This window comes from Brevundimonas sp. AAP58 (genome assembly GCF_001295975.1).
Taxonomy (GTDB): domain Bacteria; phylum Pseudomonadota; class Alphaproteobacteria; order Caulobacterales; family Caulobacteraceae; genus Brevundimonas.
Genome location: NZ_LJHU01000044.1, coordinates 20,988 through 32,611 on the forward strand (window position 1 = coordinate 20,988; position 11,624 = coordinate 32,611).

Consider the following 11,624-nt stretch of genomic DNA (forward strand, 5'->3'; position numbering starts at 1 on the left):
GCTGCCGCATGACCTTTATCGACGACGCCCCGCCGCGCCTGGATGCTCGCGCCTTCCTTCGGACCGGGATCGTCGTGATCTTCCTGTGGTTCGGCTACATGAAGTTCCTGCCCTATGAGGCCGAAGGCGTGAAAGGCATCGCCGAGAGCTACTGGCTGTTCGGCTGGATGTATCCGCTGCTGGGCGTGCAGGGCGCGTCCAACGTCATCGGCGTGCTGGAGATCGGCGCGGGCGTCCTGATTGCCTTGGGGGGACGGTTTCCCTTCGCCGGACTGGTCGGGGCGCTGATGGGCGTGGCGACGTTTCTGGTGACGCTCAGCTTCTTTTTCACCGCGCCCGGCATCGTGGCCGAGGGCTATGCCTTCCCTGCGCTGGGTTCGACGGGTCAATTCCTGGCCAAGGACATCGGGCTTCTGGCCATCTGCCTGTTCCTGCTGTTCGACGCCCAGAAGCGCATCGCGCCCTGACCTGACGCGGCGGCGCGGGGGTGCTATCCCCCGCCCATGTCCGCTCCCCTTCCCGACGCTGGCCAGAACTGGGTCGACGCCCGCGCGCCCGAGGCCTGGAAGCCCTGGCTGAAGCTCGGCCGCTTCGACCGACCGGTGGGCATCTGGCTGCTGCTGCTGCCGGGGTGGCAGGGGATTGCGCTGGCGCTGGCGGCCGAAGGGCGAACCCCTGGCCCATATGAGGCATGGCTGATCCTCGGCTTCGGTATCGGGGCCTGCCTGATGCGGGCTGCGGGCTGCGCCTTCAACGACATCGTGGATCGCGACGTCGATCGTCGTGTGGCGCGCACGGCCGGACGGCCGGTCGCGTCCGGCCAGATCAGCGTGAAACAGGCGTGGGCCTTCATCGTGGCCTGCAGCCTCATGGCCTTCCTGATCCTGCTGACGCTGGGCGGAACCGCGATCCTGCTCGGTTTCGGCTCCCTGGCGCTCGTCGCGGCCTATCCCTTCATGAAGCGGATCACCTGGTGGCCCCAGGCGTGGTTGGGCATCACCTTCAACTGGGGCGCGCTGATGGGCTTCGCCGCCGCGTCTGGCGAGCTGACGGCGACTGCCGTCCTGCTGTGGATCGGGGGCGTATTCTGGACGCTCGGCTACGATACGATCTATGCGCTTCAGGACGTCGAGGACGACGCCCTTGTCGGTGTGAAATCGACGGCGCGCCGGCTCGGTTCGGGCGTTCGCCCGGGGGTCGCGGTCTTCTATGCTGGAGCCGTCCTGTCCGCCGGACTGGCGGGCGTGGCGGCGAGGTTGTGGCCGTTGTTCTTCATCGGCCTGGCCGCCTACGCGCTCCATCTCGCCTGGCAGGGCTGGCGGCTGCGGCCCGACGACGGCGCGCTGGCGCTCCGGTTGTTCAAGTCGAACCGGGACGCGGGCCTGATCCTGCTGGCGGCGATCGCGGCCGGTGCGCTATCGGTATCGCTCTGACCGGAGAGACCTGACCATGTTCGCCCGACCTCGCCTGCTGGCCGTTTCGCTGATTGCGCTGGCCACGCTCGCCGCCTGCAACCGCGACCGTCCGGAGAAGGCCGCTGAGGCGACGCCTGCGCCCGGCGAAGCGGCGGTGGTGACCCCGGCCGAGGCCGCGGCCCCGATGGCCTTCGAGTCCAAGACGCCCTACGCCGAGGTCAGGCTGACGCTTCCGATCGCGCTGCGCAGCCAGCCGGACCTGCACGCCCGGCTCTATGCCGCCAACGTCCGCGACCTGCGGGCCTTCGCCGAGGGGGCCCAGGCCGACCGCACCGAGGCCGGGGGCGACGGAGGCCTGCCGCCCTACGACAAGACCATCGAGTTCACGCCCGGCGCCGAGACCGCCAAGCTGTTCAGCCTGATGCGGACGGTGTCGGAGTTCACGGGCGGTGCCCATCCCAATGCCCGGTTCGGCGCGGTCCTTTGGGACAAGGCGCTGAACCGCGAGATCGCGGCCGCGGACCTGTTCATCAAGCCCGCCGACATGACGGCGCTGGACCAGGCCCTTTGCGCCGCCATCAACGCCGAGAAGCGACGTCGCGACCCGGCCGCCCAGACCGTCAGTCTCTCTGGCGGCAGCGACTGGAAATGTCCGACGGCTCTGGAGACGCCCTTTGTGCTGGCCGCCTCGACCGAGCCCGGCAAGGCTGGCGGTCTGACGTTCCTCGTCGCCCCCTACATCGTCGGCCCCTATGCCGAGGGAAGCTACGAGGTCAGCGTGCCCCTGGCGGCGTTCCGCGCCCTGATCGCCCCAGCCTATGCCGGCGAGTTTGGCGGCGGGATCAAGGTCTGAACGGCTCCGCTTGACTCAGGGGGCAAGCTGCCTGCCTCCTTGTCATCCAGTGGGATTGGGGGGTGATGATGCGTCATCTTGTGTTTGGTCTGGCGGCCTTTTTCCTCTCGGCGGTTGTCGCGTCGGAATGTCTGGCGCAGATTCCTTCGGGTCCGGACGATCCTCGGCAGCGAACGGTTCAGATCTACGGTCCGGGGCAACTCGGCACCGCTGCTGGGTCCGCCACTCGCCTGGACCGCCTTCGGCGTGAGCTGGACCGTGGGCGGCCGAGCAACGTCGTTCGTGATCCCCTCCCGGTCGACCCCGTGGACATCCGGCGTGGCGCGCAAACCGCGATGAACCGGGCCAGAACCGGGTGCCAGGTCAACGACGCCGCAGTGCTCGGATACTCGCTCGACAACGATTTCGTCTATGAGGCCGCCTGCGAAAACGGACAGGGCTACCTCGTGGTCGCCAGCATGCGTCCCACGGTCGTGGAATGCGGAACCGCTCTCGATGGCGCGGATAGTCCGGAGCGAGACGTGGACGCTATTGTGATCAGCCAGTGCGTCCTGCCCGCCAACCAGCCGGCGCTCGAACGGGTATCGGCCTTTGCTCGGCAAGCCGGCGTTCCCTGTCAGGTCGACCAGGTCGCTCAGGTTGGTGCAGCCGACTCCGGAACGCTGTACGAGGTCGGCTGCGCTGACGGAGCTGGATACTGGCTGAGGCAAGAGCAGGGGGCCTGGCAGCGTATCTCCTGTCTGAAAGTCGCCGGACTGGACGGCGCCTGCACCTTCACGACGCCGTCAGAGAGCTATCGGTCCCTGTCCGCGCGGTTTGCCGACACCGCCGCTTCCGGATGCGAGGTCGTCAATGCCGCCTATGTCGGATCGGCCAGCGCGCTGGACTATGTCGAGGTTCAGTGCGGTACGGGAACCGGGTTCATGGTCGAAATCGATCGCGAGGAGCGGGTGAGCAACGCCTGGAGTTGCGCCGTCGCCCAGCGGGTCGCCGGCGGCTGTCGACTGACGGGTGCATCACAGAGCTGAAGAACCACGCTCAGCGGCCCGCCAGAAAGCCGTCCACCAAGTCGTCGAGTCGCTCGGGCTGGTCGGCCATGATGAAATGGCGCGATCCGTCCACCCGGACGACTGTCACCCCCGGAAGCGTTGAGTATTCCCGGGTCCACAAGGCCTCGGCCATCGCGGGCGGCGGGCCACCGTCAGCGTCGGTGGCGTAAACGGCGGTCACCGGCGTGGTCATGGCCGCGAGCCCGGGACGGGCGTCCGTGGTCATGACGTCATGAAAGGCTGCCGCCACCGCGCGGACGTCGCTGGCCAGGGTCCATTCCACCATCGCCTCACGGATCGCCGGATCGCGGGCCATGCCGATGGCTGTCGCCTCGCCCTGACGCCGACGGGTGTCGGGGTCGGTGTTGGCGATCATGGCGGCGCGAGCCTGCTCCGCCATGGGTCTCACGCTCTCCACCGTGACCTGCGGGCCGTACAGGGCCGAGAAGAAGGGCAAGGCGTCGACGATCATGACGCGGCCAACGCGGTCGGGGTGGCGCTGGGCCAGCAGCAATCCCGACAGGCCGCCCATGGAGTGGCCGATGACGGCGGGTCGTTCCAGACCGGCGACCTCGATGTATCGCGCCAGCTCGGCCACAGCGGGATCGACGAAGGGCCCGTCGCCGTGGATCCAGGGCTCGCCGGCGAAGCCCGCCAGCTGGACCAGATGCACCCGGTGCGTCGCCGACAGCCGGTTCGCCAGCGGCCGCCACACCTCGCGCGAGGAGGCCAGGCCCGGGATCAGGACGACGTCGGGGCCGGCCCCGACCACTTCGACCGACAGGCGGTCAGAGGTAAAGGCGGGCGCGGTCTGGGCCTCGGCGATGCTCGGCAATAGAGCAACTCCAAGAGGCGCAGCCGTCACGGCGGCGGCCAGGCACAGGGCGCGCAGGATCGCGCGCCCGGACGGGGCGGTGTTGAACATGATCGAGTCCTTTTTGGTCACGTTATCCTGACATTCCGTCAGGCGTGAGGGTTGGTGAAGATCGCTTCCACAGGCTCTCCGAAGACGGCCGAGATGCGATAGGCGAGGTCGAGGGAGGGGTCGTGCTTCTCGGTCTCCAGCGCATTCACGGCTTGGCGCGAGACCCCGATGGCGCGGCCCAGCTCCTCCTGGGTCCAGCCGCGCTGGGACCGAAGTTCCTTCATGCGATTCCTCATCGGCTGGTCCGGATGAGGGGGGTCACAAGGCCGTAGAGGCCCCAGAACAGGGCATAGACCAACCAGCCCGGCGCATGGGGCGCGTCGCCATAGCTCTCCATGAACCCCCATCCAGAGAAAAGGGCGAAGGCCAGTCCCGCCGCGACGATAAAGCGCTTGGCAGTCAGGGTGCGGACGAACTCGTCAGCTTCGGACATCAGGGCCAGCGTCGCCCAGATCTGGCCGGCGATCGGCGCGGCGACAGCGAGGCCGAGCACCAGTCCCGCCGGTGTGCCGATGATCTCGTCGAAGGCACCGAAGATGGCGGCGACGTTGATGGCTACATACCCGGCCATGAAGGCCATCGTGCGGACGACGTATCGGCGATTGGCGCCGTCTGGGGAAGCGAGGCTGGACATGAAGCGGACTCCGTGTAAGTCACGTCTACCTGACATTCACAGAATGTAATGTCAACCTGACATTTTTGGCTGCTGTCGATTTCCAGACCCGCGCCCGCTAGACTGGCCGCCATGCCCGCCGCCCCGCGTGTTTCGCCGTCAGAGTTGTTCTCGCCCGAGGCCTGGGCTCCGTTTCAGACGCGCTCGACCTGGCGAGGCCCGTTGCTGGTCCTGCACTGCTGGGGCGTGATCGCCGCCGCCGTCGCGGTCGGCGTCTGGCAGCCGATCCTGATTCCGCTCTGCGTCATGGTGATCGGCACCCGCCAGCTGGGTCTGGCCATCCTGATGCACGAGGCGGCGCACGGCGGGCTGGCCCGAAACCTGAAGCTCAACGATTTTCTCGGGCACTGGCTGTGCGCCGTGCCGATCGGCGCATCGCTGAGCGCTTATCGGCCCTATCACCTGGCCCATCACCGCTTCGCCCAGCAGCCCGAGGATCCCGACCTTATGCTGTCTGCGCCCTTTCCGGTCAGTGGGGCCTCGCTCCGTCGCAAGATGATCCGCGACCTGACCGGCCAGACCTTCTTCAAGCAGAGGGTGCTTCTGCCCCTGGCGGCACTGCGCGGGCGGGCGGCAACAGGCGACGACGCCCATGACTACGACGCCGTCGTCACCGGCCGGTCAGTCGCCGCCTTCCTGATCTGGAACGCTGGCCTGCTGGCGCTGCTTGGCCTGATCGGCGTCTGGTGGGCCTTCTTCGTCCTGTGGCTGCTGCCGATGGCGACGTGGTTCCCGCTGGTGACGCGGCTGCGCAACATCGCCGAGCACGCCTGCGTCGAGGGCTCGGCCGACGATGCCTTCCGCGCGGCCCGCACCACGCGAGCCAGCTGGTGGGAGCGGGCCTTCATCGCCCCCTACTGGGTCAACTTCCACGCCGAGCATCACCTGTTCATGCACGTGCCATGCTGGAACCTGCCCCGGCTGCACCACGCTGTCAGCGCGACCGAGCCGGGGCGGCGCATGGAGGTGGCGAACGGCTATGTCGAGGTGCTGAGACAGGCCGCGTCCCGTCCGACCTGACACAACGGCCCCCTGGGGCCGTCCAGGTCGGCCCCTTTGTCGCGGCTACGCCATGCCGCATTGCAGCGAGCAGGGGTCGGGCCGACACAGGGGCCATGTCCCATGCCCCCATCAGCCGAGGCCTGCCTGTGCCGACCGGCCGCCTGTCGCGACTGGCGCGCTTCGGCGGGCTGGCGACCGGCATCGCCGGCAATGCCCTGGCCGAGGGGGCGGTCCAGCTGGCCAGGGGCCGGCGGCCGACGATGGGCGACCTGTTGCTGACGCCCGCCAACGCCATCCGGGTGACCGAACAGCTGGCCCAGCTGCGCGGTGCGGCCATGAAGATCGGCCAGCTGATGTCGATGGACGCGGGCGACCTGTTGCCGCCCGAACTGTCGGACATCCTGGCGCGGCTGCGTTCCGACGCCCGACCCATGCCGCCGGTCCAGCTGACCGCCGCCCTCAACCGTCGCTGGGGCCGGGGCTGGGAGGACCGCTTCCACCGCTTCGACATGACCCCGGTCGCCGCCGCCTCGATCGGCCAGGTCCACCGCGCCGTGACGCGCGACGGCCGCGACCTGGCGATCAAGGTCCAGTATCCGGGCGTCCGGCGCAGCATCGACTCGGACGTCGACAACGTGGCGACCCTGCTGAAGGTCTCCGGCGTCCTGCCGCGCGAGATCGACCTTGCGCCCCTGCTGGCCGAGGCCAAGCGCCAGCTGCACGAAGAGGCTGACTATGCCCGGGAGGCCGAGCATCTGGCCCGCTTCGGCGCACTGTTGGCCGACGATCCGGACCACCGCGTGCCGGGCCTCTGCGCCGAGCTGACCCGGCCCGACGTCCTGGCGATGGACTATGTGGAGGGCGGCCCGGTCGAGGCCATGAGCGGCGCGAGCCAGGCCGAGCGGGACCGCATCGCCACGGTCATGATCCGGCTGTTGCTGCGCGAGCTGTTCGACTTCGGCCTGATGCAGACCGACCCGAACTTCGCCAACTACCGCGTCGACGACGCCGGGCGTCTGGTGTTGCTGGACTTCGGGGCGACGCGCTCGATCCCGCCGGCGCTGGCCGAGGGCTACCGCGCTCTGATGCGCGCGGCCATGAACGACGACCGTCTGGCCGCGATCGAGGCGGCTGAGGCGATAGGCTTCTTCGACCATCGCGCGCGCGACCGGGACGCCGAGGGGCTGGAAGCCATGTTCGACCTCGCCCTGGCGCCGTTCCGGGGCCAGGGCCCCTTCGATTTCGGCGATACGGCCGTGGCCGCCCGGCTGCGCGACCGGGGCATGACCTTCGCCCAGGATCGCAGCGTCTGGCACGTGCCGCCCGTCGATACCCTGTTCGTGCAGAGAAAGCTCGGCGGCGTCTATCTGCTGGCCAGCCGACTGAAAGCGCGCGTCGAGGTGCGCCGGCTGCTGGAACCCTGGCTCTAGGAAGGCGGCGTCCTTCCGGGACCGTCAGATCGTCACTGCCGGCCGCTCAACTCCGCTGCGACCGAATCTGACGTGTCCACGTGCCAGAGTGCGCCCCATGTAGAACCGCCGCGTCCGTGCGCCCTGAACCGCTGAAAAGTGCACAATGTGCACTCAAAAAAAGGGGTGCACTTTGACGGACCCGCTTCGGCGGACCTGGGAGCCAGACAGCCACCGTGCCCATCGCCGATCCCGCCGCCTTCATTCGGGCCAACACCCGGCCGCAAACCGTGCCCCACGCGCCGGAAATCACCCTTTGGCTCGCAGACGAGGTGACGCCGATCTGGCGGCTGACCGAGGAGGAGCTGGGCGAACTGGGCCTGCCGCCGCCGTTCTGGGCCTTCGCCTGGGCGGGGGGACAGGCCCTTGCGCGATGGGTGCTGGACAATCCGGCGGACATCGCGGGCAAGACGGTGCTGGACTTCGCCGCCGGCTCCGGTCTCGTCGGGATCGCGGCGATGAAGGCGGGCGCGGCCCGTGTCCTGTGCTGCGATATCGATCCCTTCTGCGGAGCGGCCGTGGCCCTGAACGCCGAGGTGAACGGGGTGGAGATCGCCTTCACCGACGCGGACCTGCTCGATGCGCCGCCGCCCGAGGTCGATGTCATCTGCGCGGGCGACGTCTGCTACGAACAGCCGATGGCCGCACGGGTGCTCGACTGGCTGGCGCGGGCGCGGGCGAACGGGACCCGCGTCCTGATCGGCGACCCGCACCGCACCTATTTTCCGCGAGAGGGGCTGGAGTTCCTGGCGGAGTATCGGGTGCCCACGACGCGCGAACTGGAGGATTTCGAGATCAAGCGGACCTCGGTCTGGGCTCTGCCATGATGGGCTCGCATCCCTTCCCCTCCACCCGCGTTCCGGCATAGCTTCGACCGGGGCTTGGGGAGGATCGACGATGCGGTGGCAGGGTGGACGCAGGGGCGGCGGCATCGAGGACCGGCGCGGCATGGGCGGCGGAGCCGTCGCCGGGGGCGGCATCGGCGTCGCGGTGCTCGCTCTGATCGGCTATTTCGTCTTCGGCATCGACCCAGCGACCACGACCCAGATCGCCAGCCAGTTCGGCGCGGCGGGCGCGTCTCAGGAAGGCCGCCAGGGCACGCCGGAAGATCAGGCGGGCCTGTTCGTCGACGTGGTGGGTCGAAACATCAACGAGGTCTGGGCGACCAAGCTGGAAGGCTACCAGCCGCCCGCCAACATCGTGCTCTACGAACAGGGCACCAACACCGGCTGCGGCTACGGCCAGGCGGCCTTCGGGCCCTTCTATTGCCCGGCCGACCGGCAGGTCTATCTGGACCTCAGCTTCTGGCAGGAGATGGAGACGCGGCTGGGAGCCTCCGGCGCCGACTTCGCGCGCGCCTATGTCCTGGCCCACGAGATCGGCCACCACGTCCAGACCCTGACTGGCGCTTCGGAACAGGTCCAGCGCGCCCAGCAGGCGGCGCGGTCGGAAGGCGAGGCCAACCGCTATTCCGTGGCGCTGGAGCTTCAGGCCGACTGCTACGCCGGCGTCTGGGCGGCCAATGCGGCGGCGGTGTCGGGCGGCGAGGTGGCGCTGGAGCCGGGCGATCTGGAAGAGGGCCTGCGCACCGCCTCGGCCATCGGTGACGATGCCTTGCAGCGCAACTCCGGGCGCGGTGTGAACCCGGAGAGCTTCACCCACGGCTCGTCCGAGCAGCGGATGCAGTGGCTGCAGCGCGGCTATCAGTCCGGCGACCCGGCGGCGTGTGACACCTTCGCGGGCCTCTAGGCCGCTTGTTGCACCGCGAAAGAACCGTCACAGTCGGGCGGTGACCGCCTCTGCCTCCGCCGCCGAAGCCCTGAAATCCGCCCGCCGCGTCGTGGTGAAGGTCGGCTCGTCGCTGGTCGTGGAGGCCGACAGCCGGGGCCCGGCACTGGGCTGGATGGCATCTCTGGCCGAGGATATCGCGGCCCTCCGGTCCGGCGGGCGACAGATCATTCTGGTGTCGTCGGGAGCGGTGGCGCTGGGGCGCGGTCGGCTGGGGTTGGAGAAGAATGCCCGGCTGGACGAGAAGCAGGCGGCGGCCGCCGTCGGGCAGTCGCTGTTGATGCAGGCGTGGGAACAGGCGCTGAGCCCGCGTGGCATGACCCCGGCGCAGGTTCTGCTGACGCGCGACGATACCGAGCGGCGTCGCCGCTGGCTGAACGCCCGGGCGACGATCGAGGCCCTGCTCAAGCTGTCGGCCGTTCCGGTCGTCAATGAGAACGACACGGTCGCGACCGAGGAGATCCGCTATGGCGACAACGACCGGCTGGCGGCGCGGGCGGCCCAGCTGGCGCGGGCGGACCTGCTGATCCTGCTGTCGGACGTGGATGGACTCTACACGGATGATCCCAGACGAAACGCGGCAGCAGAGCACCTGCCGGTGGTCGAGGCCCTGACGCCGGAGGTGCTGGCGATGGCTGGCGGGGCGAACGTCGAGGCCGACGTGGGCACGGGCGGCATGACGACCAAGCTGGAGGCGGCGCGGATCGCGCGCTCGGCCGGGTGTGCCACCCTGATCGTCTCGGGGCTGACGACGCGCCCCCTGGCGGCGGTCACGGCGGGGGCCAAGGCGACCCTGATCACGGCGCCCGCAACGCCCTTGCAGGCCTACAAGTCCTGGATCGCAGGAAGTCTGGAGCCAGCGGGGGCGCTGACGGTCGACGGCGGCGCGGCCGAGGCGCTTGGGTCCGGTCGCAGCCTGCTGGCGTCCGGCGTGCGTCGGGTCGAGGGGCGCTTCGACCGGGGCGACAGCGTGCGGGTGACGGGCGAGGACGGCCGGACGCTGGGCGTGGGTCTCGCCGCCTATGCCGCGGACGAAATGGAGCGCATCCGGGGTCGCCACTCCGGAGAGATCGAGGCCATCGTCGGCTACAAGGGGCCGGGCGTGGCCATTCACCGCGACGACCTGGTGCTGACGTCATGAGCCTGGACGCGAGAATGCTGGAGATGGGCCGCCGGGCCCGTGGCGGGGCCGATGCCCTGCGCACCGCCACGGCCGCGACCCGGTCGGCGGCGCTATCGGCGATGGCCGGGGCGCTGCGGGATCGATCGGACGCCATTCTGTCGGCCAATGCGGCGGACGTGGAGCGGGCGCGGGCCAAGGGCGTGTCCGAGGCCCTGATCGATCGTTTGGCGCTGACGCCGCAGCGCATCGCCTCCATGGCCGGCGCGGTCGAGGAGGTGGCGGCCTTTCCCGATCCTCTGGGCGCGACGACCGCGCGCTGGGCCCGGCCGAACGGGCTGGAGTTCCGCCGGGTGCGGACGCCGCTTGGCGTGCTGGCCATCATCTACGAGAGTCGACCGAACGTGACGGCGGACGCGGCCGCCTTGTGCATCCGCTCGGGCAATGCGGCGATCCTGCGCTCGGGTTCGGATTGTTTGGAGAGCGCGCTCGCCATCCACGTGGCGGTGGCCGAGGGGCTGACGGCGGCGGGCCTGCCGGGCGATGCGGTGCAGCTGGTCGATACGCCGGACCGGGCGGCGGTTGGCGCGCTTCTGACGGGGCTCGGCGGGACCATCGACCTCCTGGTGCCGCGCGGCGGGCGCAGTCTGGTGGAGCGGGTTCAGGCCGAGGCGCGGGTGCCCGTGCTGGGCCATCTGGAGGGGATCAACCACACCTATCTGCACGCCTCTGCTGACGTCGGCATGGCGGTCGAGGTGGTGTTGAACGCCAAGATGCGGCGGGTCTCCGTCTGCGGCGCGACCGAGACCCTTCTGGTCGATCGCGAGGCGGCGGATCGCCTGCTGCCGCCGGTGGCCGAGGCCCTGATGGAGGCGGGGTGCGAACTGCGGGGCGACAAGGCGGCGCGGGCGCTCATCCCCGGCATGGGCGTGGCCGAGGAGGCCGACTGGTCGACCGAATACCTGGCGCCGATCCTGTCAGTGAAGGTCGTGGGGGGGCTGGACGAGGCGGTCGCCCACATCAACCGCTACGGTTCGGGCCACACCGAAGCCATCGTGGCCGAGGACGGCTATGCGGCGGCAGCGTTCCAGGCGGTGGTGGACGCCTCCATCGTACTGTGGAACGCCTCGACCCAGTTCGCCGACGGCGGCGAGTTCGGCTTCGGCGGCGAGATCGGCATCTCGACCTCGCGGCTGCATGCGCGCGGGCCGGTCGGGGCCGAGCAGCTGACCAGTTACAAGTATGTGGTGCGGGGAACGGGGCAGACACGGCCCTAAATCCTCCCCCGTTGGGGGAGGTGGATGCGGAGCGAAGCGCAGCAGACGGAGGG

At 69.5% G+C, this 11,624-nt stretch carries 13 protein-coding genes; 10 read left to right on the forward strand and 3 right to left on the reverse strand.

Translation table 11 applies throughout. The features are described 5' to 3' along the window. The first annotated feature begins 8 nt into the window (after window positions 1-8). The 4 genes from IP78_RS06495 (at window position 9) to IP78_RS06510 (ending at window position 3,296) form a co-directional block, all read left to right on the forward strand. Window positions 9-467: a YkgB family protein gene (locus IP78_RS06495; protein ID WP_054110885.1), complete on the forward strand. Its 459-nt coding sequence runs from the start codon at window positions 9-11 to the stop codon at window positions 465-467. 36 nt (window positions 468-503) lie between these two features. Continuing rightward, complete coding sequence (gene ubiA, locus IP78_RS06500; protein WP_054110886.1) at window positions 504-1,433, forward strand: 4-hydroxybenzoate octaprenyltransferase; 930 nt, start codon at window positions 504-506, stop codon at window positions 1,431-1,433. A gap of 16 nt (window positions 1,434-1,449) precedes the next feature. Next, window positions 1,450-2,268 (forward strand): DUF3298 and DUF4163 domain-containing protein, encoded by an 819-nt coding sequence (locus tag IP78_RS06505; RefSeq protein WP_054110887.1) that lies wholly within the window; start codon window positions 1,450-1,452, stop codon window positions 2,266-2,268. 62 nt (window positions 2,269-2,330) lie between these two features. Next, entirely contained in the window at window positions 2,331-3,296 is a 966-nt protein-coding gene (locus IP78_RS06510) for a hypothetical protein (RefSeq protein ID WP_156320311.1), read from the forward strand. 10 nt (window positions 3,297-3,306) lie between these two features. Here the strand turns inward: IP78_RS06510 and IP78_RS06515 are convergent, their stop codons facing one another. Genes IP78_RS06515 through IP78_RS06525 form a run of 3 tightly spaced genes read right to left on the reverse strand, consistent with a single transcriptional unit; the run spans window position 3,307 to window position 4,876 of the window. Further along, entirely contained in the window at window positions 3,307-4,242 is a 936-nt protein-coding gene (locus IP78_RS06515) for an alpha/beta fold hydrolase (protein WP_054110901.1), read from the reverse strand. A 38-nt stretch (window positions 4,243-4,280) separates the two neighbouring features. Next, on the reverse strand, window positions 4,281-4,478 hold the full coding sequence (locus IP78_RS06520; protein ID WP_054110889.1) for a helix-turn-helix transcriptional regulator: 198 nt from the start codon (window positions 4,476-4,478) through the stop codon (window positions 4,281-4,283). Continuing rightward, the gene (locus IP78_RS06525; protein WP_054110890.1) at window positions 4,475-4,876 is read right to left on the reverse strand and encodes a hypothetical protein; all 402 of its coding nucleotides are present in this window, start codon (window positions 4,874-4,876) and stop codon (window positions 4,475-4,477) included. Before IP78_RS06525 ends, IP78_RS06520 begins: the two co-directional genes overlap by 4 nt. A 111-nt stretch (window positions 4,877-4,987) precedes the next feature. Between IP78_RS06525 and IP78_RS06530 the strand changes: the two genes are divergently transcribed. The 6 genes from IP78_RS06530 to IP78_RS06555 all read left to right on the forward strand — a co-directional run bounded on the left by IP78_RS06530 (window position 4,988) and on the right by IP78_RS06555 (window position 11,571). Then, the gene (locus tag IP78_RS06530; RefSeq protein WP_054110891.1) at window positions 4,988-5,935 is read left to right on the forward strand and encodes a fatty acid desaturase family protein; all 948 of its coding nucleotides are present in this window, start codon (window positions 4,988-4,990) and stop codon (window positions 5,933-5,935) included. A gap of 95 nt (window positions 5,936-6,030) precedes the next feature. Then, window positions 6,031-7,347 carry an AarF/ABC1/UbiB kinase family protein gene (locus IP78_RS06535; RefSeq protein WP_054110892.1) on the forward strand — a complete coding sequence of 439 codons (1,317 nt, stop codon included), beginning with the start codon at window positions 6,031-6,033 and terminating at the stop codon, window positions 7,345-7,347. A gap of 215 nt (window positions 7,348-7,562) precedes the next feature. Next, entirely contained in the window at window positions 7,563-8,213 is a 651-nt protein-coding gene (locus IP78_RS06540; protein ID WP_054110893.1) for a methyltransferase, read from the forward strand. A gap of 70 nt (window positions 8,214-8,283) precedes the next feature. After that, the gene (locus IP78_RS06545) at window positions 8,284-9,135 is read left to right on the forward strand and encodes a neutral zinc metallopeptidase (protein WP_054110894.1); all 852 of its coding nucleotides are present in this window, start codon (window positions 8,284-8,286) and stop codon (window positions 9,133-9,135) included. Between the two features lie 40 nt (window positions 9,136-9,175). Further along, entirely contained in the window at window positions 9,176-10,315 is a 1,140-nt protein-coding gene (gene proB, locus IP78_RS06550) for a glutamate 5-kinase (protein WP_054110895.1), read from the forward strand. Continuing rightward, on the forward strand, window positions 10,312-11,571 hold the full coding sequence (locus IP78_RS06555; protein ID WP_054110896.1) for a glutamate-5-semialdehyde dehydrogenase: 1,260 nt from the start codon (window positions 10,312-10,314) through the stop codon (window positions 11,569-11,571). The genes proB and IP78_RS06555 overlap by 4 nt, the downstream gene beginning before the upstream one ends. The last annotated feature ends 53 nt before the right edge of the window (window positions 11,572-11,624 follow it).